Annotated in this window: 20 protein-coding genes; 19 read left to right on the top strand and 1 reads right to left on the bottom strand. The window is 59.2% G+C overall.

Going from position 1 to position 23,025, the window contains the following annotated elements; translation table 11 throughout:
* Nucleotides 1-40 precede the first annotated feature (40 nt).
* The 10 genes from H8790_RS09220 (at nt 41) to H8790_RS09175 (ending at nt 10,787) form a co-directional block, all read left to right on the top strand.
* Nucleotides 41-1,489, top strand: coding sequence for a UDP-N-acetylmuramoyl-L-alanyl-D-glutamate--2,6-diaminopimelate ligase (locus H8790_RS09220; protein WP_187332242.1), 1,449 nt, complete (start codon nt 41-43; stop codon nt 1,487-1,489).
* Between the two features lie 53 nt (nt 1,490-1,542).
* On the top strand, nt 1,543-2,520 hold the full coding sequence (mraY, locus tag H8790_RS09215) for a phospho-N-acetylmuramoyl-pentapeptide-transferase (RefSeq protein ID WP_187334278.1): 978 nt from the start codon (nt 1,543-1,545) through the stop codon (nt 2,518-2,520).
* 107 nt (nt 2,521-2,627) lie between these two features.
* A complete protein-coding gene (ftsW, locus tag H8790_RS09210) occupies nt 2,628-3,755 on the top strand; it encodes a putative lipid II flippase FtsW (protein ID WP_187334277.1) in 1,128 nt (375 codons plus the stop codon).
* A 12-nt stretch (nt 3,756-3,767) separates the two neighbouring features.
* Nucleotides 3,768-4,889, top strand: a complete 1,122-nt coding sequence (murG, locus tag H8790_RS09205) for an undecaprenyldiphospho-muramoylpentapeptide beta-N-acetylglucosaminyltransferase (protein ID WP_187332241.1) — start codon at nt 3,768-3,770, stop codon at nt 4,887-4,889.
* A 58-nt stretch (nt 4,890-4,947) separates the two neighbouring features.
* Nucleotides 4,948-6,270 (top strand): UDP-N-acetylglucosamine 1-carboxyvinyltransferase, encoded by a 1,323-nt coding sequence (murA, locus tag H8790_RS09200; RefSeq protein WP_187332240.1) that lies wholly within the window; start codon nt 4,948-4,950, stop codon nt 6,268-6,270.
* Nucleotides 6,212-6,964: a cell division protein FtsQ/DivIB gene (locus H8790_RS09195; RefSeq protein ID WP_187332239.1), complete on the top strand. Its 753-nt coding sequence runs from the start codon at nt 6,212-6,214 to the stop codon at nt 6,962-6,964. Before murA ends, H8790_RS09195 begins: the two co-directional genes overlap by 59 nt.
* Nucleotides 6,965-7,104: 140 nt before the next feature.
* Nucleotides 7,105-8,223, top strand: coding sequence for a cell division protein FtsZ (ftsZ, locus tag H8790_RS09190; protein ID WP_187332238.1), 1,119 nt, complete (start codon nt 7,105-7,107; stop codon nt 8,221-8,223).
* 178 nt (nt 8,224-8,401) lie between these two features.
* Nucleotides 8,402-9,445, top strand: a complete 1,044-nt coding sequence (gene spoIVB / locus H8790_RS09185) for a SpoIVB peptidase (protein ID WP_187332237.1) — start codon at nt 8,402-8,404, stop codon at nt 9,443-9,445.
* A 227-nt stretch (nt 9,446-9,672) separates the two neighbouring features.
* Nucleotides 9,673-10,425 carry a sporulation transcription factor Spo0A gene (gene spo0A, locus H8790_RS09180; RefSeq protein WP_187332236.1) on the top strand — a complete coding sequence of 251 codons (753 nt, stop codon included), beginning with the start codon at nt 9,673-9,675 and terminating at the stop codon, nt 10,423-10,425.
* Nucleotides 10,426-10,529: 104 nt separating this feature from the next.
* Nucleotides 10,530-10,787, top strand: coding sequence for a TIGR03905 family TSCPD domain-containing protein (locus H8790_RS09175; protein ID WP_187332235.1), 258 nt, complete (start codon nt 10,530-10,532; stop codon nt 10,785-10,787).
* 45 nt (nt 10,788-10,832) lie between these two features.
* Here H8790_RS09175 and H8790_RS09170 read toward each other — a convergent pair whose 3' ends face one another.
* Entirely contained in the window at nt 10,833-11,531 is a 699-nt protein-coding gene (locus H8790_RS09170) for a FadR/GntR family transcriptional regulator (protein WP_187332234.1), read from the bottom strand.
* A gap of 354 nt (nt 11,532-11,885) precedes the next feature.
* On the opposite strand from H8790_RS09170, the gene H8790_RS09165 reads away from it, so the two are divergent.
* The 9 genes from H8790_RS09165 (at nt 11,886) to H8790_RS09125 (ending at nt 22,950) form a co-directional block, all read left to right on the top strand.
* On the top strand, nt 11,886-12,602 hold the full coding sequence (locus H8790_RS09165) for a FadR/GntR family transcriptional regulator (RefSeq protein WP_187332233.1): 717 nt from the start codon (nt 11,886-11,888) through the stop codon (nt 12,600-12,602).
* A 193-nt stretch (nt 12,603-12,795) separates the two neighbouring features.
* Nucleotides 12,796-13,671 carry a dihydrodipicolinate synthase family protein gene (locus H8790_RS09160; protein WP_187332232.1) on the top strand — a complete coding sequence of 292 codons (876 nt, stop codon included), beginning with the start codon at nt 12,796-12,798 and terminating at the stop codon, nt 13,669-13,671.
* A gap of 30 nt (nt 13,672-13,701) precedes the next feature.
* Nucleotides 13,702-14,625: a 4-hydroxy-tetrahydrodipicolinate synthase gene (gene dapA, locus H8790_RS09155; RefSeq protein ID WP_187332231.1), complete on the top strand. Its 924-nt coding sequence runs from the start codon at nt 13,702-13,704 to the stop codon at nt 14,623-14,625.
* A gap of 134 nt (nt 14,626-14,759) precedes the next feature.
* On the top strand, nt 14,760-16,157 hold the full coding sequence (locus H8790_RS09150; protein ID WP_187332230.1) for an amidohydrolase: 1,398 nt from the start codon (nt 14,760-14,762) through the stop codon (nt 16,155-16,157).
* A gap of 262 nt (nt 16,158-16,419) precedes the next feature.
* Entirely contained in the window at nt 16,420-17,388 is a 969-nt protein-coding gene (locus tag H8790_RS09145; RefSeq protein WP_187332229.1) for a hydroxyacid dehydrogenase, read from the top strand.
* A 101-nt stretch (nt 17,389-17,489) separates the two neighbouring features.
* Nucleotides 17,490-18,458, top strand: a complete 969-nt coding sequence (locus H8790_RS09140) for a D-2-hydroxyacid dehydrogenase (RefSeq protein ID WP_187332228.1) — start codon at nt 17,490-17,492, stop codon at nt 18,456-18,458.
* 395 nt (nt 18,459-18,853) lie between these two features.
* A complete protein-coding gene (gene rpoN / locus H8790_RS09135; protein ID WP_187332227.1) occupies nt 18,854-20,221 on the top strand; it encodes an RNA polymerase factor sigma-54 in 1,368 nt (455 codons plus the stop codon).
* A 116-nt stretch (nt 20,222-20,337) separates the two neighbouring features.
* Nucleotides 20,338-21,462, top strand: coding sequence for an aldo/keto reductase (locus H8790_RS09130; protein ID WP_187332226.1), 1,125 nt, complete (start codon nt 20,338-20,340; stop codon nt 21,460-21,462).
* A gap of 312 nt (nt 21,463-21,774) precedes the next feature.
* On the top strand, nt 21,775-22,950 hold the full coding sequence (locus tag H8790_RS09125; protein WP_187334276.1) for an ABC transporter ATP-binding protein: 1,176 nt from the start codon (nt 21,775-21,777) through the stop codon (nt 22,948-22,950).
* Nucleotides 22,951-23,025 lie beyond the last annotated feature (75 nt).

Here is a 23,025-nt window from a genome sequence, read left to right as displayed (position 1 = left end):
ACCGGCCGAACCACTGTGACTACAAGAGAGGAGTTTGAAGATGAAACTCAAAGAACTGCTGCGGGACATCATCGTGCTTGATACCAACGCGGACGGTGACCTGGAGATTACCGGCGTCAGCTACGATTCCCGGAAGACGCGCCCGGGCGATCTGTTTGTCGCCATGCCCGGCTATTCCATGGACGGCCACGCATTCATCGGGAAAGCGGCGGCGGCGGGAGCGGCCTGCGTGCTGTGCGAGCGGCCGCCTGAGGAGGAAATCCCCTATGTGCAGGTGGCCAATTCCCGCCACGGCCTGGCGCTGGTGGGGGCCAACTGGTTTGGCCGCCCGGCGGAGAAGATGAGCGTGGTGGCGGTCACGGGTACCAATGGGAAAACCACCACCACCTACCTGCTCAAAGCCATTTTGGAGCAGGCCAGGGGGGCCAAGGTGGGCCTGATCGGCACCAACCAGAATATGATCGGCCAGGAGGCGGTCCCCACGGAGCGGACCACGCCGGAGTCCTTTGAGGTGCAAAAGCTCTTCCGAGCCATGCTGGATCAAGGCTGCAGCTATGTGGTGATGGAGACCTCCTCCCACGCGCTGTACGAAGGACGGGTCTATGGAATCCCCTTTTCCGTGGGAATTTTCACCAACCTGACCCAGGATCACCTGGATTTCCATAAGACCATGGAGAACTACTGCGACGCCAAGGCCATCTTGTTCCGCAGCTGCGCCGTGGGCGTCTACAACGCCGACGACCCCTGGTCGAATCGGCTGATGGAGGGCGCCACCTGCAGGGCTTTTTCCTACGCCCGGGACGCGGACGCGGATCTGCGGGCGGAGCACATCGACCTGGGCGCAGACCACATCTCCTTCGATGCGGTGACGGCCGATGAGCGGGTGAAAATAAAAGTTGGCATTCCCGGCGGTTTTATGGTATATAATACGCTGGATGTTTTAGGGGCGGCACTCCAGCTGGGCATCTCGCTGGAGGAGAGCGCCCGGGTCCTTGCCAGGGTGCCCCATGTGAAGGGCCGGGTGGAGGTAGTCCCCACCCCAGGAAAAGACTACACCATCCTCATCGACTACGCCCACAGCCCGGATGGGCTGGAGAATGTGCTCTCCTCCGTCAGGGGCTTTGCCAAGGGCCGCACGGTGGCCGTCTTTGGCTGCGGCGGCGACCGGGACCGGACCAAGCGGCCGAAGATGGGGCGCATCGCGGCCCAGCTGGCGGACTTCGTGGTGGTGACCTCCGACAATCCCCGGACGGAGGACCCCATGGCCATCATCCGGGAGATATTGCCGGGGATGGAGGGGACGCAGACGCCCTATGTGGTGGTGGAAAACCGGATCGAGGCCATCCATTACGCCATGGACCACGCCCGGAAGGACGATGTGATCGTGCTGTGCGGCAAGGGCCACGAGACCTATCAGGTGGTGGGCACGGAAAAGCACCACCTGGATGAGCGGGAGGTTGTGGCGGACCACCTGAAGGAACAACAATAACGAAAGAGGCCGCGGCCGACGCGGCTTGTGTGAGGGAAGAAGAAATGGAAAGTATGATTGCCTGCGTGCTGAGTTTTGTGGTCACCGCGCTGGTGGGGAAGTGGCTGGTGCCTGAGCTGCGCAAGCTGAAGGCCGGCCAGAGCATCCGGACCGACGGGCCCAAATGGCATATGGCCAAGGAGGGGACGCCGACCATGGGCGGGCTGATGTTCATCGCCGGGGTGGGCGTAACCATCCTGGTCTGCTGCTGGAAGCCCATGCTCCAGGGAAATTTTTCCCACCTCTATGTGTTTCTCTTTGCCTTGGTGTACGGCGCCATCGGCTATGTGGACGACTACAGGAAGGTGCGCATGCATCAGAACTTAGGGCTCACTGCGCTGCAGAAGTTCCTGATGCAGCTGGCCGCGGCTGTGGCCTTTTTGTGCCTGATGCGCTTTGAGGGGCTGCTGACACCCAACCTGTATCTCCCCTTTTTCAACACCTACCTGGTGATGAACTGGGTGGTTTACCTGATTTTTGCCGCCTTTGTCATCGTGGGCACTGTGAACGCGGTGAACCTGACCGACGGCATCGACGGCCTGGCGGCCAGCGTCACAGTGCCGGTGGCGCTGTTTTTCGCCATCGCCGCCGCCTGGTGGGGCTATCGGGAGCTTGGGGTGTTCGCCGGTGCGCTGTGCGGTGCCCTGATCGGCTTTTTGATCTACAACTTCCACCCGGCCAAGGTGTTTATGGGCGACACGGGGTCGCTCTTTTTGGGCGGCGCCGTGGCGGCCATGGCCTTTGCCTTCGACATGCCGCTGATCCTGATCCCCGTGGGGATCATCTACATCGCCGAGACGCTCTCGGACATCATCCAGGTGGGGTATTTCAAGCTGACCCACGGCAAGCGCTTTTTCCGCATGGCCCCGCTGCACCACCATCTGGAGCTGTGCGGCTGGAGTGAAAAGAAGCTGGTATTCGTATTCTCCGGGATCACGGTGCTCTTTTGCGCCCTGGCCCTGTGGGGCGTGTCCGGCCGGTTCGCAATGTAAAAAACGGCGATCATCGCAAGGAAAGGAGGGGGCTTTAAGTGGCACAGCAGCGCAGAAGCCGGGAAGAGCTGGCCGCTATGGCGCAGCGGAAAGAACATGCAAAAGAGATGGAACGGCTCAGCCGGGAGGCGGCAAAGGGCCCGGTGGACGTTCCCTTCCTGCTGCTGGTGCTGCTGCTGACCGCTATCGGGCTGATCATGCTGCTCTCCGCCAGCTTTCCCTCCGCCTACTATGAAGAGGGGAATCCTATCAAGTATTTTGTACGCCAGGGCGTCTTCGCGGCCATGGGCATTGCGGGCATGCTCATCGTCTCCCGCATCAACTACCAGCGGTTCCGTGGAGTTGCAAAACTGGCACTGTTCGGCTCCATCTTGCTGTTGATCCTGGTCATCATCCCCGGCGTGGGCGTCACCCGCAACCACGCTACCCGCTGGCTGGGCGTGGGCGCGCTTCAGTTCCAGCCCTCGGAGCTTGCCAAGTTGGGCGTGGTCCTCTATTTCTCCGACAGCATCTCCAAGAAAAAAGACAAGATGCAGACGCTGCGCTACGGCATCGCCCCCTATGTGGTGATTTTGCTTGCCATTGCCGCGCTGATGATGCTGGAGCCCCACCTGTCCGGCACAGTGCTGATCTTGGGCACCGGCGCCGCGCTGATGCTGGTGGGCGGCATCGAGTGGAAATGGGTGGGCGGCGTGCTGGCCGCGGCTGCGGCGGGCGCGTATCTGCTCATCGGCGTGGTGGGCTACGGCTCCTCCCGCATCGCCATGTGGAAGGACCCCTGGCTGGATTCCCTGGGCGACGGGTATCAGATGGTGCAGAGCTACCTTGCCATCGGTTCCGGCGGCCTCTTCGGCGTGGGCCTTGGCAAAAGCCGCCAGAAGTACCTGTACCTGCCGGAGGAGCACAACGACTTCATCTTCTCCGTGGTCTGCGAGGAGCTGGGCCTCATCGGCGCCACCATCATCATGGTGCTCTTCGCGCTGCTGATCCTGCGGGGCTACTGGATTGCCCTCCAGGCCCGGGACCGGTTCGGCAGCCTTCTGGTGGTGGGCGTCACCACGCTTTTGGCCATGCAGACCTTTTTGAACATCGCCGTGGTCTCTGGCCTGGTGCCGGCCACCGGCATCTCCCTGCCGTTTTTCAGCTACGGCGGCACGGCGCTGCTGATCCAGTTGGTGGAGATGGGGATTGTGCTCTCTGTCTCCCGGCAGATGAAGCCATCCAAGGCCGGATAGGGGAGATAAGATATGCGTATTCTATTTACCTGCGGCGGCACGGCGGGCCACGTGAACCCGGCCCTGGCCCTGGCGGGATACTTTCAGAGCAAGCACCCGGGCTGTGAAATCCTCTTTGTGGGAGCGGAGCGGGGACTGGAAAAGGATTTGATCCCCAAAGCCGGCTATCCCTTCCGCACGGTCCACATCTCCAGCTTCCACCGGTCCGTAAAACCGTCGGAACTGAAGCACAACTTGATCTCTGTCTGCAACCTGATCCGCGCCCCCCGCGAGGCCAACGCCATTTTAAAGGAGTTTCAGCCCGACTATGTGGTGGGCACCGGCGGCTATGCCAGCTTCCCCCTGGTGAAAGCGGCTGCACGGCACGGAATCCCCACGGCCGTCCATGAGTCCAATATGGTGCCCGGCCTCACCACAAAGATGCTGGAGCCCTATGCGGACCGGGTGATGGTGGGCTTTGAGGCCTGCCGCCAGCACTACCAGCACCCGGAGAAGGTGGTGGTCACCGGCACGCCGGTCCGCGGCGATTTCTTTGCCCTGAGCCATCTTGAGGCCCGGGAGAAGTTAGGCCTGACCGGGGAGCGCAAGCTGATCGTCTCCTTCTGGGGCTCTTTGGGCGCCGGGGAGATGAACCGCCAGATGGTGGATTTCCTGGCCATTGAGGCATCCCGGGAGCCCTTTTACCACATCCACGGCGCCGGTAAATCCGGCTATCCCCGGATGCAGGAGCTGCTGCGCCAAAGGGGCGTGGACCTAAAGCAGCATCCCGCGCTCCAGCTGAAAGAGTACATCTATGACATGTCTGTGGTGATGCGGGCGGCGGACCTGGTGATCTGCCGCTCCGGCGCCTCCACCATCAGTGAGCTGACGGCTCTTGGCGTGCCGGCCATCATGGTGCCGTCCCCCAACGTGACCAACAACCATCAGGAAAAAAATGCCCGGGTCCTGGAAGAGCACGGCGGCGCCCGTGTGGTGCTGGAGAAGGATTCCAGCGGCCAGGTGCTGTTTCAGGAGGCGGCGGCCATTCTCCACGACGAGCAAAAGAGGCTGTCCATGGCCCGTTCCATGGGGGAACTGGGGATTTTGGACGCCACGGAGCGGATTTATCAGACGATCCTTGCAATTGACCAGTAACCCCTGAGACCGCCTGACGCATACTATGGCTTAGTTTGGTATGCGGAGGGTAAAGGATATGGGAATACTATTGGTGGATGGCGGGCGGACGCTCCAGGGGCAGGTGGAGGTGCAGGGTGCCAAAAACAGCGTCCTGCCCATCCTGGCGGCCACAATCCTGGCCTGCGGCCAGTGCGTGATCGAGCACTGCCCCCGGCTGCGGGACGTGGACGCCTCCATTCAGATCCTCAGGCACTTGGGCTGCTCGGCCCAATGGGAAAGCGGCGCACTGGTGGTGGATACGGCGCGGATGAATGGCTGCTCCATCCCCGACGAGCTGATGCGGGAGATGCGCTCCTCGGTGATTTTCTTAGGGGCCGTTTTGGCCCGCTGTGGACAGGCGGAGCTCTCCTACCCCGGAGGCTGCGAGTTGGGCCCCAGGCCCATCGACCTGCACCTGACGGCCCTGCGGGCCCTGGGGGCGGACATCGAGGACCGGGGCGGAACACTGCGCTGCCGGGCGGAGAAGCTCTGCGGCGCGGAATTGGTACTAAGCCTGCCCAGCGTGGGGGCCACGGAGAACGCCATCCTGGCCGCCTGCGGCGCGGAGGGCACCACGGTGATCTGCAACGCCGCCCGGGAGCCGGAGATCATGGACCTGCAGGAGTTTTTGGTAAAATGCGGCGCCCGCATCCACGGCGCGGGCAGCTCCACCGTTACGGTGGAGGGCGGCCGGAAACTGCACGGCTGCGTGCATCGCTGCATTGCCGACCGGATCGCGGCGGCCACCTTGCTCTCGGCCGTGGCGGCTGCCGGCGGGGAAGCAGTACTTACCGGCGTGGACTACCGCCAGCTCTCCACGGTGACGGCGGCCCTTTCGGAGGCGGGCTGCCGCATCCGCAGTCAAAAGAGCACCATTTCCATTGTGCGGCGGGACCGGCTGCACTGCATCCGGCCGGTGCGCACCGCGCCCTATCCCGGGTTCCCCACGGACGCTCAGGCCGTGCTGATGGCCGCGCTGCTGCGTAGCGAGGGAGCCACGGTATTTGTGGAGAACATTTTTGAAAACCGATACCGCCATGTGGATGAGCTGGCCCGGATGGGGGCAGATATCCGAGTGGAGGGCCGGGTGGCGGTGGTGTGCGGTGTGGAGACCCTCCACGGTGCCGCGCTGCGCTCCACGGACCTGCGGGGCGGAGCGGCGCTGTGTGTGGCGGCCCTCGCGGCCCAGGGGTGCAGCAGGATCGGCGAGCTGCAGCACATAGACAGAGGATACGAAGATATCGCGCGGGACCTCAGGGCGCTGGGCGCCTCGGTCCTGCGGGTGGAAAGCGAGGAACCCCATGGCGAGGAGAACAAACCGGAGGCGCAGGCGAAGAGGGAGATACGGCTTCCTGTATAAACTGCTGTCTGTCTTGGTGATCTGCGCCGCCATTGTGGCGGCACTGACGCTCTTTTTCAAAGTGAATACCATCGTCGTGTCCGGGGAGTCCCACTACACCGAGCAGGCGGTGTTGGACGCCGCCCAGGTTCAGTACGGCGACAACATGTATCTTCTCAATAAGCACACCGTGGCAAACCGCATCATGCAGCAGTGCCCCTATGTGGAGAACGCGCGCATCAACCGCAAGCTGCCGGACACGCTGCTCATTGAAATCACGGAGACCACCGCCGCCGGCGTCATCGTCCAGGATGGCGTCGGATGGCTCATCAGCCCCAAGGGAAAGGTCCTGGAAAAACTGGCGGCCGGTCAGGCCGGGGACTACGCCGTCATCGACGGCTGTACGCTGCTGGCCCCCGCCGTCAGCTCTTTCCTCTCCTTTGGGGAAGAGGAATCCTACAAGCAGGAACAGCTCCTGGCCCTGCTGGGAGCGCTGCGGGAGGCGGAGGCGCTGGATCAGGTGGAGGCGGTGCACCTGGGGGATGCGTCGGTGCTGACCATGGAGTACGGCGGGCGCTTCACGGTGAAGCTGGCCTGGGGCGCCAACTTTACTTATCAAATCCAAAATTTGGAATATGTCATCAGCTGCCTGGAGATCAACGAGACTGGAACGATTGATCTGACGCGGGAGGGCGTGGCGAATTTCATTCCGTAAGGCGAAAATTTATCCCGGAGAAAAGCGTCTGACTATTGACCTTGGGGACAAAGCGTAATACAATATGATAAATACATTATCTTGGGTACGAGTCTGCATAAATTGCACTTCAGATACGAATTGTAGTAGGAGGAAGCAGTATGGCTTTTGGTTTGGAGACCGGTCCCGACACTGTGGTGAACATCAAGGTCATCGGTGTCGGCGGCGGCGGCAACAACGTGGTGAACCGCATGGTCAAATCCGGCACCCGCGGTGTCGATTTTGTTGCAGTCAATACGGACAAGCAGGCGCTGAATGTATCCAGCGCAACCTATAAAATTCAGATTGGTGAGAAACTGACCCACGGTCAGGGCGCCGGTTCCGATCCCGAGGTGGGCCGCAAGAGCGCGGAGGAGAGCCGCAGCCAGATCGCCAAGGCGCTGGAGAACACGGACATGGTCTTCATCACCGCCGGCATGGGCGGCGGAACCGGCACCGGCGGCGCGCCCATCGTGGCGGAGATCGCCCACGAGATGGACATCCTCACCGTTGCCGTGGTGACCAAGCCCTTCGGCTTTGAGGGCCGCCGCCGCATGGTCCAGGCCGAGCAGGGCATCGAGGAGCTCAAGGGAAAGGTGGACTCCCTGGTCATCATCCCAAACGAGCGGCTCAAGCATGCCACAGACCAGAAGATCACCTTCGCCAACGCGTTTGAAATTGCCGATGATGTGCTGCGCCAGGCGGTGCAGTCCATCTCCGACCTGATCCGCGACACGGGCTTCATCAACCTGGACTTTGCGGACGTCACCGCGATTATGAAAGACGCGGGCCTGGCCCACATGGGCGTGGGCCGTGCCGCCGGCAAGGGCAAGGCGGAGGAGGCGGCCAAGATGGCCGTGTCCAGCCCCCTGCTGGAGACCTCTATCGACGGCGCCAAGGGCGTGCTCATCAATGTAACCGGTTCCATGGACATCGGTTTGGAAGAGGTGGAGCAGGCGGCCTCCCTGGTGCAGCAGGCGGTCCATCCCGACGCGCTCACCATCTTCGGCGCCACATTCGACGAGACGCTGGACGACGAAATCCGCGTCACCGTCATCGCCACCGGCTTTGAGGACACTACGCCCGGGATCACCGTTGGCAAGAAAAAGCCGGAGGGTGGTTCCGCGTCTGCCGGCACGGAGCAGCAGCCCAAGGTTCCCACGCCCCTGGATCCGGAGGAGGCGGAGGATGACGACGATCCCTTTGCCGATATTTTTAAAATTTTCAATAAGCGCGACTGATTCCACTTTTTGAGCGAACCCCGCAGATTTTTCTGCGGGGTTTGTTTTTTTGCCCGAAAGTCGGCGGCAGGGAAGTGCGGCCATGGAACAATCCCCGCTTTTTAGAAATGCTATTGGGCTGGATTCCGCAAACAGTAAATGAGGCCGGTCGGAAGACCGGTGTGAAAGGAGTGATCCAATGCATGAACCACAAAAAAATCAAAGAAAGCGGTTGCGGGGCGGCGCGGCGGCTTTTCTCAGCCTGCTGCTGTTTGTATCCCCTCTGGTGGTAACTGCCCAGGCCGCCGACGTTGTGAAAACATTGGTCCCCGTAGGGCACACCATCGGAGTAAAGTTGTTTTCACGAGGTGTACTGGTGGTGGAACTGTCTGACGGCCCCTGTCCCGCCCGATCCTGCGGTCTGAAAACAGGAGACCTGATTACCAAATGCAACGGCACCCAGATCCAGTCCACAGAGCACATGCAGGCCCTGCTCCAGCAAAACCAGGACCAGGAGCTGAAGCTGCAGGTGCAGCGGGGCAACCAGATTCTTCAGATGAAGACCAACGCGGTGCAAAGCGAAGAGGGAAACTGGCTGTTGGGCGCCTGGATCCGGGATTCCATGGCCGGGATCGGCACAATGACCTTCTATGACCCCGAAAGCGGCACCTTCGGCGCCCTGGGACACGGCGTGACCGATATGGACACCGCGCAGCTGATGAGCCTCTCCTCGGGCTCTGTAATGGCCTCCACGGTGAAGGCGGTCAAGCGGGGCGAAATCGGAGAGGCCGGTGAGCTTCGGGGCAACTTTGACCTGACGGAGGATTTGGGCCCCTTGTATGCAAATACCGACTGCGGCGTGTTCGGCACCATTGACGGCTGCACGTTTGCCACCCATGAGGCCATGCCCGCGGCGAAAAACAGCGAGGTCCACACCGGGCAGGCCACGATTTTGGCCAACGTCTCCGGAGACACGGTAGAGGAGTATGAGGTGCAGATCACCAAGATATTTGATAACTCCGGGGATACCCGGAACATGCTGGTTGAGGTGACTGACCCGGCCCTTCTTGCTGTGACCGGCGGCATCGTCCAGGGCATGAGCGGAAGCCCGATCCTGCAAGATGGCAAGATCGTGGGAGCAGTCACCCATGTCCTCTTAAATGACCCCACCCGGGGCTATGGTATATTTATTCAAAATATGATGCAACAGGCATACGGGGAATCCACGGAGGAAGTCTCGTAATTTGCGGTTATTGTAAAAGATAGACACAATATACTGTATTTTGGGTAGTTTTTGCAAAAAACGTCGAAATATCATGGAAATTGTTTACAATTTTAGGTTGAAAATTCTGTCCGATTATGATAATTTATAGACAAGGCCGCATGAAGCTTCATGAATCCGTCGCAAAGCAGAGTCCAATGTCAAATTCAAGGGACTGAAAAATGAATGGAAGAGGACAGGATTAAATAATGGAGAAAAAGGTTGTGTTGGCAGATGCCAGCGAAGAGTACCGTGCATTGATGCAGAGCGCTATTGAAAATTCAGGAGAGTTTTCTGTAGTGGGTTCCACCGGGGACGGTTTGGAAGCACTCAATTTGATAGAGGAAAAGAAGCCGCAACTTGTTTTGGTAGATGTGGTGTTGCCCGGCCTGGATGGGTTCGGGCTGGTGAAGCGGATCAACACCCTTCCCGAGGCGCCGAAGACAATTTTGGTATCCGCGTTTTTCAATGAGCGCACAGTTGCAGAGGCTGCCGAGTTAGGTGTTGCTTATTTCCTGCCAAAGCCCTGTGAAATAGAATCCCTGCTGGACAGAATGCGCGGTGCCTGCGATGAGCAGACTTTGGAGGAGGACACCCACGCCCCGGGTCTGGAGGACAAGGTGACCGCCATCATTCACGAAATCGGCGTTCCTGCGCACATCAAAGGTTATCAGTATCTGCGCGAGGCCATCATGATTGCGGTGGACGATATGGATGTCATCAACGCCGTGACCAAGGTTTTATATCCCGAGGTAGCAAGACGCTACAGCACTACGCCGTCCAGGGTGGAAAGAGCCATCCGCCATGCCATTGAAGTGGCCTGGGACCGAGGCGATTTGGAGACGCTGCAAAAATTCTTCGGATACACTGTCTCCAACACAAAGGGAAAGCCAACCAACAGCGAATTCATTGCCATGATTGCCGACCGCCTTGTGCTGCAGCGCAAGAGCAGAAAGGCTTAATAACGGAGGGCTTTTGCCCTCCGTTTTCTATTGCCTATTGTATACAGCCTTTTTTTGTGGTATTCTTTCCCTGCTGAGTACAGAAAAAAGGAAGGTTCTGCAATATGGTATATACGTATCGGCCCAGCGGTGTGTGCTCACAGCTGATGAAGGTGGAGTTAGAGGACGGGATCATCCGTAATGTGGAGGTTTTGGGCGGCTGCAACGGAAACCTCCAGGGAATCAGCCGTTTGGTCACCGGCATGAGCGCCCGGGAAGCCGTGGATCGGCTCAAAGGAATTCGCTGCGGCTTTAAAACAACCTCCTGCCCGGATCAGTTGAGCAGGGCGCTGGAGGAGGCTTTGGAAAAAGAAGGAAAATAAGGTATAAAAAAGGTCTCACCCTTCCGGGTGGGACCTTTTGCTTGTTCAATGGGTGTGGCTGTTGTGGATGGCTTCCATGTCCTGAGAGGTGATCTCCAAGTGGCTGCGCATCTCCTGCACCGCCTGGGCGGAGTTTTTGGTTTGAAAGCAAAGAAGAATCCGCTCATGAGGCTCCACCGCGTTGACATACACATCCTTGTTGGTGAAGGAGTCGCCCCGGTAGATCCGGAAGCACTCCAGCAGCTGCTTGTTGATGTTGATGAGCAGCTGGTTGCGGGTAAAGCTGATAATTTTGGTGTGGAACAGCTCATCCAGCATGATCAGCCGTACCAGGTCCTTGGATTCATTGGCCTCCAGAAAGGACTGATGGATCTCCTCCAATTCATGGACCTGCCTGAGAGAGGCCCGCTCCACACTCAGACGGACGGACAGGGTCTCAATGGCCATGCGCACTTCCATAAAATCGTAAAACTTGGCGTCCTCCACATCGTACCAGTTGTCCGTATGGGGGGCGGCGTTGTAGTTGGCTACAAAGGCGCCCTTGCCGGGCTTCAAGTCCACATAGCCCAGGGCCTGCAGCACCCGGATGGCCTCCCGCACGCTGGTGCGGCTGACTTTCAGCATGTCACACAGGCTGGTCTCAGTGGGCAGCTTTTCCCCAATGGCATATTCGCCGGATTCGATGATCTCCTTAATACTGTCAACCACCGCATCCGTGATGGAAATTCTATGGATTTCTTTCATGGAAAGCCTCCTTAGCGGGACATCAGACAAGCTGGCATCTGAACTCTTGTATTAAAATAACATAATATACAAAATAAGTAAATGATTTTTAGAATGTTCAGCAAACCAACAAAATCAGAAGGTAAAAAATAGTGGGTTTTGTCAATAAAACGGCGGCACCGTCGAGTCTGACTCGGGAAAAGGGGCCGAAAACCGGCGGAAAGCTCCTCAAAATTGGAGAAAATTTTCAAATGGTATTTACGGGCCGGCAAACATCTGTTATAGTGTATGATATCATACGATTTAAGGGCGGATGAAAAAACGCGGCCTGCCGAGCGGAACCAGAGGCGGAAAGCAAAGTTGTGGAGGCGTCCTATGAAGGAGATTCGCAGAATATCGATCACCGACGAGGTGGTTGGACACATGAAAGAGATGATTACCTCCGGCCAGTGCCAGACAGGGGAGAAGCTGCCTACCGAGGCCAGGCTGTGCGAGATGTTCCAGGTCAGCCGCACCAGCGTACGGGAGGCCATCCGGGTGCTGCAGGCCCTGGGCTATGTGGATTTAAGGCCGGGCAAGGGCGCCTTTGTGGCCCGCAGCGAGGAGCGGCCCCCGGACGTCAAATCCTGGTACGATGTGGAGGACGCCAAGTTTTACGATTTTATGGAAGTGCGCATGGCCATTGAGACCCTGGCGGTGCGGCTGAGCGTGGAGCGGGCCTCCTCCAAGCAGGTCCGGGAGCTGGCCCAGGTGCAGGAGTCCTTTGACGAGGCTGTGAGAAGCCAGGACTTGGTGCGTATGATTATGCTGGATGAACTGTTCCACACCAAGATCATCGGCTTTACCCGCAACCAACTGCTCATCAACATCAACAAGCAGCTTCTGGAGTCCTTCCGGATTTACCGGGGCGACTCCTTCACCAACAAGGATGTCTACGTCAACGCGGTGGAGCCTCATGAGCGGATTCTCTTCTGCTTCCAGACCAAGAATGCCGTTCAGGCGGTAGAGGAGATGCAGAAGCACTTGGAGATCACCTCCAAGGATATGGAGCTCATCCATGAGAAGGGGCAGAAACCAGCGGTCAATCTGTAATTTTGTCCAAAAATTTTTTGCGTTTTTGGAGGATCGAACGGATTTATCGAAAAGGCTCCGGATACAGCCGTTTTTTGGCAGAAAGGTATTGACGGCGGCCGGGATTGGGTGTATAAACGAATCAGACAGTCACACATCATACAATCTGACTGGAATTGTCTGATGACGGTTGGACTTGAAGGAGGAAAAAAACGTGGTTAAAAAATTTGAGGGATGCATCCCTCCGATTGTTACTCCCTTTGACGAGAACGGAGAGATCAACGAGAGCATTCTGCGCCGCGAGATGGAGTACTGCATGAAGGCTGGGTCCCATGGCCTGAGCGTGGGCGGCAGCACCGGCGAGGGCCCCACGCTGCGGGACGAGGAGCTGGAACGGATGCTGAAGATCGGCCGGGAGTATGTCGGTCCGGATCAGACGCTGGTCTGCGGCGTCATGCGGATGTGCACAAGGGACGCCGTGCGCACGGGACTGGTTGCAAAAGCCGCCGGAGCCGACGCCATCATGGTGACCCCCACCGCCTACAATGTCCTGGTCCCCAATGCGGAGGGCATGTTTGACTTCTACAGCACCATTTCCAAAGAGGTGCAGCTGCCCATCATCATCTACAACGTCATCCCTCAGAACACCATTTATCCGGACCTGTTCCACCGCCTGCTCAATGAGACGGATCATGTCATGGGCATCAAGCAGAGCGTGGGCGGCATCGCCGCGCTGTATGCCGATCTGATGGAAGTCGGCACCCAGGGCCGGGTGTACGCCGCCACGGACGATATGATCTACTCCTGCTTCAACTTCGGCGCCGCCGGCGCCATCAGCGCCATCCTGGCCGTATTCCCCAAGGAGTGCGTGGAGATGTGGGAATGCGCGCAGAACGGCGACCACGCCAAGGGCCTGGCCATTCAGGCGTCCCTCTATAAGAAGTGGCAGGTACTGGGCGGAAATCAGTTCCCCATCCGCCTGAAGTATGCCCTGAAGGTGCTGGGCCGCGACTGCGGATACTGCAGAAGCCCCATTACATACCTGCCTGAGGAAGAGAAGAAGGCCATCCGCGAGGCATTTGAAAACTAAGGTCAATATTAAATTTGGAGGATAGATTACATGAACAAGTTTGTAGCAAAGTACGGGCAGATACTGCTGCCGCTGATCACGCCGTATGACGCCAACGAGGACGTGGATTACGGCAAGTACGCTGAGCTGATCGAGTACCTGATCGAGAAGGACCTGTGCGATTCGCTGATCGTGACGGGCACCACGGGTGAGGCCAGCCTCCTGACCTTTGATGAGCGCGTGAAGCTGATGGAAACAGCGGTGAAGGCCGCCGCCGGCCGCAAGCCGGTCATCGCCGGCACGGGCTGCGCCTCCACCAAGGAGACGGTAGCGCTGACCAACAAGGCGGTGGAGCTTGGCATTGAGACCTGCCTGGTGGTGTGCCCGTTCTACAACAAGCCCACCCAGGAGGGGCTCTATAACCACTTCAAGACCCTGGCCGAGAGCACCAAGGCCAACATCATGCTCTACAACATCCCCATCTTTGTGGGCGTGAACCTGGAGGCGGAGACGGTGCGGCGCCTGGCGTCCATCCCCAACATCATCGGCATCAAGGACGAGGCGGGGATCAACCCCACCCAGGTGACGGATTTCTTCCTGGCCACGGCGGACGTGGATCCCGACTTTGCCATCTACAACGGCGACGACGTGATGCTGCTGCCCACCATCGTGCAGGGCGCCATGGGCCTGGTGTCCGGCGGAGCCCACATCTTCGGCCATGAGATCCGCGCGATCTTCAAGGCCTTTGCGGAGGGGGACAACGAGAAGGCCAAGGAGCTGTTCGTGCCCATCTACCGCTTCTGCAAGTCCACTGGCCAGAACGGCCGCATCCTGCCCAACTCCATCCTGCGCCCGGCCATTGAGGCCGTGACCGGCATCAAGCTTGGGCCGGCACGCAGCCCCCTGGCTCCCGCCACCGAGGAGGAGATGAAGGTCACCCTCGGCATCCTCAAGGAGATCGGCAAGCTCAACTAAATTCAATCAAAGTTTCCTCCTTACGGCCGGCGGTTGATACCGCCGGCCGTAAGGTTTTTGCAGTCTTCAAAAAGCATTTTACAGCGCTGGCGGCCTGTAGTATACTTAAGGAAAAAGAGAGGAGTGCAGCAAAGATGGACAAGACCATTCTCATCCGCAATGCCTTGGCAATTGTGACATGCGATGCGGAGGACCATGTATATGGCCATGGGGACCTGCTGGTGCGGGGGCCGCAGATTGTGAAGATCGGCCAGAACATCGAGGAGCCCTCTGACGAGGTCATTGACGCCACGGACTGCTTTGTCTACCCGGGACTCATCAACACCCACCACCATTTTTTCCAAACCTTTGTCCGGAACCTGAGGACCATCGACTATCCCAATATGACGGTGCCCGACTGGATCGACCAAATCTACCGCATTTTCCAGGTCATCGACGATGAGGTGATCTATTACTCCTCCCTGACCGCCATGGCGGACTTGGTGAAGCACGGCTGCACCTGCGCCTTTGACCATCAGTATTGCTACACAAAGGCCACTGGGAAACGGCCTGTGGACCGCCAGATGGAGGCGGCGAAGCTCCTTGGCATCCGCTATCATGCGGGCCGGGGCACTGATACGCTGCCCCGGGACAAGGGCGGCTCCATCCCCGAACGTATGCTGGAGACCACGGACGAGTTCCTGGAGGACTGCGACCGCCTGGCCAAGTTCTACCACGACCCCCGCCCCTTCTCCATGTCCCAGATTGTCATGGCCCCCTGCCAGCCCATCAACTGCTATCAGGAGACTTTTTCCGAGACTGTGGACTTTGCCCGCAAACGGGGGCTCCGGATGCACACCCACCTGGGCGAGGGGGAAAACGAGATCATGGTGGAGCGCTATGGAAAGCGCACGCTGGACTGGTGCCGGGACATCGGGTTCGTGGGCGAGGACGTGTGGCTGGCCCACGCCTGGGAATTGACGGAGGAGGAGTACGCCTATCTGGGCAGGGCCGGAATGGCCATCTCCCACTGCCCCACGCCCGCCGTCCTGGGCGGCTTCCCCATCCTGCCCCTGCAAAAGCTGCAGGAGCTGAATGTCTGTGTCAGCCTGGGCTGCGACGGCAGCGCCACCAACGACGGCTCCAGCCTCCTGGACGCCATGCGCTTGGCCTGGATGATGCAGGCCTTCCACAGCAAGGAGCGCCACGGCTGCATCACCCCTTATGAAATGCTGAAGATCGCCACGGTCAACGGCGCCAGGACACTGGGCCGCAGCGACCTGGGCTCTTTGGAGGCGGGAAAGGCGGCGGACTTGTTCCTGATCGACGCGGGCACGCTGGATCTGGCCGGCACTCTTCACGACCCCAGGAATCTGCTGCCCCGCGCGGGCGTCACCGGATATACCAAGCTGACCATGGTCAACGGCAGGGTGGTTTGGAAAGACGGAGCGCTCACCGGCGTGGACGAGCGGGCGCTGGCACGGGAGGGGGAGGCGGTCTGTACCCGGGTGCTCCGGGAGCCCTGTCCGGCCTTCCACCATTTGAACGGATGAAATCGTGAAAAGAATGACAGAGATATTGCATTTGTAATTTTTCTGTCATTCTTTCTGAAAAGCAGCAATCTGCACGAAAATCCCCCTAAATTTTCTCACAAAAGTGAGTATGATTTGCTTGCTAATCTGTAAATACATTGCTATAATGAATTTGTTCCTGCAAAATAGAAAAAAACAGCGGATTTTGCAAGATGATTTTCAAGCGGAATGCGGCCAACAGAAAAATTTTTATTACAATTTCAAATTGTAGGGGGAACGATTTATGAGCAAGTTTAAGGTATACTATACCAACCATTTGAGCCAAGTGGCAACGGATATTTTTGAGAGCAATGATTTTGAGGTGAAAACCGCCTCTGAGATCAGCGAAGAGGTCTATGTGAAGGAGCTGGAGGAGTTCCAGCCCGACGTGATCATGTGCCGCACGGAGCCTGTCACCAAGGCGATGATGGACACTTGCCGCAACCTCAAGGGCATTGGCAAGCAGGGTGCCGGCCTGGACAACATCGACATGGAGTATGCCACCGAGAAGAAGATCCAGGTGGTGTTCTTCCCCGCGGGCAACGCCAACGCTGTGGCTGAGCACGCCATCATGCTGATGCTGATGACCGCCCGCCGCTTCAACTATGTGGACCGCGAGTTCCACAAGGGCAACTTCTGGGTCCGCATGGGCCTGCAGAACACCTTTGAGATTCAGGGCAAGACCCTGGGCCTGATCGGCTGCGGCCGCATCTCCCGCCTGGTGGCCACCAAGGCCATCGGCATGGGCATGAAGGTCATCGGCTACGATCCTTACATCACCCAGGAGCAGTTGGGCGATCTGGCCATTGAGCTGAAGGACAACGCCGAGGAAATTTACAAAAATGGTGATTTCATCAGCGTGCACCTGCCCCTGATGCCTGCCACCGAGAAGACCATCGGCATGGAGCAGTTCAAGCTGATGAAGCCCCGCGCCATCTTCATCAACGTGGCCCGCGGCGGCCTGATCAAGGAAGAGGAGCTGGTGAAGGCGCTTCAGGACGGCACGCTGTATGCCGCCGGCCTGGACGTCTACGAGCCCGAGCCCCTGTGCGAGTCCAGCATGCCGCTGCTGACCCTGGAGAACGTGGTTCTGACTCCTCACACCGCAGCCACCACCGAGGAGTCCGTCATCAACTGCTGCACCAACGTGGCAAATGACCTGGTGCGCGTCTGCAACGGCGAAAAGCCCACCTGCCCCGCAAACAAGATCTGATTCTCCCATACATAGGGAGCCGGAGGAAACTCCGGCTCCTTTTTTGTTGACTTTACCTGAGGCGGCCGATATAGTGAGAGAAGAAAAAGGAGGCGCATCATATGAAACTTGTGGTACTGGACGGCTATACGGAGAACCCGGGCGATTTGAGCTGGGGAGAGCTGGAGCGGCTGGGCGATCTGACGGTCTATGACCGCACCTCCCTGACGGATGAGGAGGAGGCCATCCGCCGCATCGGCGGTGCGGAGATTGTACTGACCAACAAAACCCCCATCACCAGGCGGGTTTTGGACTGCTGTCCGGGAATCCGGATGATCGGCGTGCTGGCCACGGGCTATAACGTGGTGGACTGCGCCTACGCGGCCCGGAAGGGCATCCCGGTCTCCAACGTGCCCGCCTACGGCACCGCCGCCGTAGGACAGTTCGCCATTGCGCTGCTGTTGGAGATCTGCCACCACATCGGAGCCCACAGCGACTCCGTCCACGCCGGTGGGTGGAGCCGCAGCGCCGACTGGTGCTACTGGGACTACCCGCTCATCGAGTTGGAGGGGAAGACCATGGGCATCATCGGCTTTGGCCGCATCGGCCGCCGCACGGGCCGGATTGCAAAGGCTATGGGCATGGAGGTACTGGCTGCCGGCTCCCGCCCCACGGAGGAGGGGAAGCAAATCGCGGAGTACGTGGAGTTAGAGGAGCTGCTCCGGCGTTCCGACGTGATTTCCCTCCACTGCCCGCTGTTCGCGGAGACTGAGGGGCTCATCAACCGGGAGACCATTGAGAAAATGAAGGACGGTGTGATTTTGCTGAACAACAGCCGCGGCCAGCTGGTGGTGGAGCAGGACCTGGCAGACGCGCTCAATTCCGGAAAGGTGGCGGCTGCCGGGCTGGATGTGGCCTCTACAGAGCCGATCCGTGGGGATAACCCTTTGCTCAGTGCAAAAAACTGCATCATTACGCCCCACATCGCCTGGGCACCGAAGGAGAGCCGCCAGCGGATCATGGACTGCGCGGTGGAGACGGTGAAGGCATATCTTGCGGGCCGGCCCATCCATGTGGTCAACGGTGTGTGATGCGAACCGTTTGATGGTAAGGGAATCGGATGAGGTGGCGGAACAAATGGATGTGAGTGGCGGGGCCGGGCCGTTGGGGACCGCCATCTCTCCCAGAGATCTGAATGGAGCCATTTCGTAGGGGCATGGATTTTTGGCCGGCGCGTTTGCAGACAGATGGCGCCTTACCTGTTCGTGCTCTTCGGCAGCGGCCCTCAGGCGGCGGAGTAAAGAAGGAAGGCAGCCCTGAATGGGGCTGCCTGATTTTGCTTAGATAGCCCCAAACGCCCAACTTCGTTCTTTTCAAACAAAGGGGAAACTGGTATAATAGCCACGAATAGATTGTGATGAAGCGGCAGCCGCGATGGATGCGGCAGTCAGCCGCCGCGTAAAGATGCGAAAGAGGGGGAAGCATTGTGATTCTTGACCAGAGTCTGAGCCAGACTTACCGGCTCACGCTGACCCAGAAGATGCGCCAGTCGCTCCAGATTCTCCAGCTCCCGGCCATTTCACTGCGGGACTTTCTCCAGGAGGCGTCCATGTCCAACCCGGTTTTGGAAGTGGAGGACCCGCCGTTGGGGGAGGAGATGGTGGAGCTGCAAAAAGCCGCCGTGGCACGGGAGGAGCTGCGGGATCTGCCCATTGAGCGCCGGGAGCAGATCATTTGGGAAAACGGGGGCGGCGAGGACCGGAATTTTTCCAATTTTGCCTCTCAGCCGGAATCCTTTTCCGACTATCTCAACAGCCAGCTGGGCCAGATGACCGGGCTGGACAACGCCATGCAGGCCATGTGCCAGTACTTAGTGGGCTGCCTGAACTCCGCCGGATATCTGGACTGCCCCTTGAACGAGTTGGCGGAGGACTTGGGCTGCGACCACTTTGAGCTGGAGCAGGCCCTTTATGTGGTGCAGAGCCTGGATCCACCGGGCGTGGGCGCCAGGAGCCTATCGGAGTGCCTTTTGCTCCAACTGGTACAGGGGGAGCATTTCAACGCGGTGAATATCCATCTGGTGCGGGACGGGCTGCCGCTGCTGGCCAAAAACGACCTGGACGGCCTCTCCAGGCTGTTGGGTGTCAGCAAGGCGGACGTGAAGCGGGCGGCCGCCGACATCCGCAGCCTGAACCCCATTCCCTCCAGCGGGTTTTACACCGGTTCCCGCACCGTCTACACCATTCCCGAGGCCACGGTCCGCCGCGGTGCCCAGGGCGGCATGGTCATTGAGATGAACAGCACGGTGCTGCCCCAGGTCTCTATCAGCCGGGAAAACTGCGCACTCTTGGAGAGCACCGACTCCAAGGAGGCCCATCTCTACCTGAAGGAGAAGCTGGCGGAGGCCAACACGCTGATCTCCAGTTTGGAGGAGCGGCAGAACACCATGTTCCGGCTTTTGGACGTGATTGTCCGGCTGCAGGAGGGATTTTTTACCCGGGATGAGGACCTGCGGCCCATGACCATGGCCCAGGTGGCAGAGACGTTGGGGGTGAACACCTCCACCGTGAGCCGGGCAGTGAAGGACAAGTATATCCAGGTGGGCAGCCGCATCGTCAGCCTCCGCAGCCTCTTCACCACCTCCCTCCAGTCTGAGGAGGGATCGGGGGTCTCCTCCGCCAGCGCCAAGCTGCAGATCAAGAAGCTGATCGCCGCCGAGCCGCCGGAGAAGCCGCTGTCCGACGAGGTGCTCAGCTCTGCCCTGGCCGGCATGAACATCCATCTGTCCCGCCGCACAGTGGCCAAATACCGGGGCGAACTTGGAATCCCCCCGGCCTGCCGGCGAAAGAAATAAATGCCCTGCCCCGCCGCACCAAGTGCGGCGGGGACTTTTTGAATCATCATTTGACAAAGAATTTTGTACCAAGTACAATGAAAGGGAACACTCATATGGAAAGAAGGAGGACGCGTATGGCATATTTGGGAGAAGAAATGCCGAAGCTTGGATTTGGCATGATGCGGCTGCCCATGCTCAGTGACGGCAGCGTGGATTTGGAGCAGACGGCTCAGATGGCAGACCTGATGCTGGAGAACGGATTTACATACTTTGACACCGCTTACGGGTATTTGGACGGACGATCGGAGGAGGCCGTCAAGGCCGTGCTGGTGGACCGCCATCCCCGCGGGAGCTTCCTTTTGGCCACCAAACTTCCGGCCTGGGCCGGGGCAAAGAGTGCGCAGGAGGCCCAGGAGATGTTCTGGACCTCCCTCAGGCGCACGGGGGCCGGATATTTTGACTTCTATCTGCTGCATAACCTGGGCGGCGGCCGCACACACTATTTTGACGACTATGGAATCTGGGAGTTTCTGGCCCAGCGCAAGGCGGAGGGGCTGATCCGCCACCTGGGCTTTTCCTTCCACGACAAGGCCGATGTGCTGGAGGGCCTGTTGGAGCATCACCCGGAGGTGGAGTTTGTCCAGCTTCAGATCAACTACGCCGACTGGGAGAGCGAGAGCGTCCAGTCCCGCAGGTGTTATGAGGTGGCCCGGGCCCACGGAAAGCCTGTGATCATCATGGAGCCTGTGAAGGGCGGCTCCCTGGCGGGACTGCCTGAGGAGGTGACCGGGCCCTTCCGGAGGCTGCACCCCGACTGGTCCACCGCCTCCTGGGGCATCCGCTTTGCCGCCTCGCTGCCCGGGCTTGTCACCGTGCTCTCCGGCATGTCCAACTTGGATCAGGTGCGGGACAACCTCTCGGTCATGAAAGGGTTCACGCCCCTGGGCGATGAAGAGCAGCAGGCGGTGGCGGAGGTCCGAGCCGCGCTGGATCAGATCCCAAGGGTGCCCTGCACGGAGTGCCAGTACTGCGTCAAAGGCTGTCCCCAGGGCGTGGATATTCCAGGCATCTTCAAGGCCATGAACAACTACCTGGTCTATCAGAACCTTACGGGGGCCAGGGGGAATTACTCCTTCGCCACCCGGGAAGGCGTCAGGGCCTCGGACTGCATCGGCTGCGGCCAGTGTGAAGCCGCCTGTCCCCAGCACATCCGCATCATCGATGAGCTGCAGCGCTCCGCCAGGCTGTTTGACAAGTGAGCAAACCTGCGGCTCCCGCCTCAGCGGGAGCCGTTTCCCTGCCTCTATGAAGCGAAAACCGGCCGCATCGCGTTGGCTCAAAATTTGCCGGAAACGTTTACATTGGCCGGATTTTGTGCTATGGTGACCTCAGGAAGCTTCAATCCGCTGCCTCTGCCCTACTCCACAAAATAGGGCAAGGGAGAACAAAAGGAGGAACAGTCAACCCGCTGAGCTTGCGGTGCGGCAGTGTGGAGACCTGCCGTAATGCGGCGCGGCCCAGGGCCGGCCGTGAGTCTGCCGTGCGGAGGCATTGCAGTCAAAGCTGTGAAGATGGCAGAAGTGATTCTCAAACACATCAAAAAGGTCTACCCCAACACGGATTCCGGGAAAAAGAGGAAGGGTGAGCAGAAAAAGAGCGCCCTTGCCGTCACGGAGGAGGGGGTCCTGGCGGTCCAGGACTTCAACCTGGAGGTCAAGGACCGGGAGTTCATCGTGCTGGTGGGCCCTTCCGGCTGCGGAAAGTCCACCACGCTGCGGATGATTGCCGGGCTGGAGGAGATTTCCGGCGGTGAGCTGTGGATCGACGGCAAGCTGATGAACGATGTGGCGCCCAAGGACCGGGACATCGCCATGGTGTTCCAGAACTACGCCCTCTATCCCCACATGACCGTCTATGAGAATATGGCCTTTTCCCTGAAGCTGAAAAAGGCGCCCAGGGAGGAGATCGACCGGAAGGTGCGCCAGGCGGCGGAAATTTTAGACATCACCCAGTACCTGGACCGCAAGCCCAAGGCCCTCTCCGGCGGCCAGCGCCAGCGTGTGGCCATCGGCCGCGCCATTGTCCGGGATCCCAAGGTGTTTTTGATGGATGAGCCGCTGAGCAACCTGGATGCCAAGCTGCGCAACCAGATGCGCTCGGAGATCATCAAGCTGAGAAGCCGCATCGACACCACCTTCATCTATGTGACCCACGACCAGACCGAGGCCATGACGTTGGGCGACCGGATCGTCATCATGAAGGACGGGTTGGTGCAGCAGATCGGCACGCCCCAGGAGGTCTTTGACCACCCGGCCAATGTGTTCGTGGCGGGCTTTATCGGCATGCCCAGGATGAATTTCTATGAGGCGGAGCTGTGCAGGGACGGCAAGTACACAGTGGAGTTAGAAGGCGTCAGCGTGACGCTCAGCGAGGAAAAGCAGCGGCGGCTGGAACAAAACGGCGTGGAGCCTCAGAGCGTCACTCTTGGCGTGCGGCCGGAGCACATCGCCCTTTTGGGCGAGCGCAACGCCATCCACGGTACGGTGGACGTCAGCGAGATGATGGGCAGCGCCGTGCACCTGCACGTCAGCGCCTGCGGCGCCGACACCATCATCATCGTGCCCACCATGGACATGGAGGGAAATCAGCGGGAGACTTTTTCCATCGGTCAGGAAGTGGCCTTTTCCTTTGGCGGAAATGTGGCCCATGTGTTCAGCAGGGAGACCGGAAAGAACCTGGAGTTTTGATGAGCCTTCCCGCAGTTTGAAAGCAGCCCCGGATAGAAAGAATCCGGGGCTGCTTTTTCGCAAATTCTGTATAAG

The organism is Oscillibacter hominis, from assembly GCF_014334055.1.
Lineage (GTDB): Bacteria > Bacillota > Clostridia > Oscillospirales > Oscillospiraceae > Oscillibacter > Oscillibacter hominis.
This window is presented reverse-complemented; position numbering and strand designations above follow the sequence as displayed.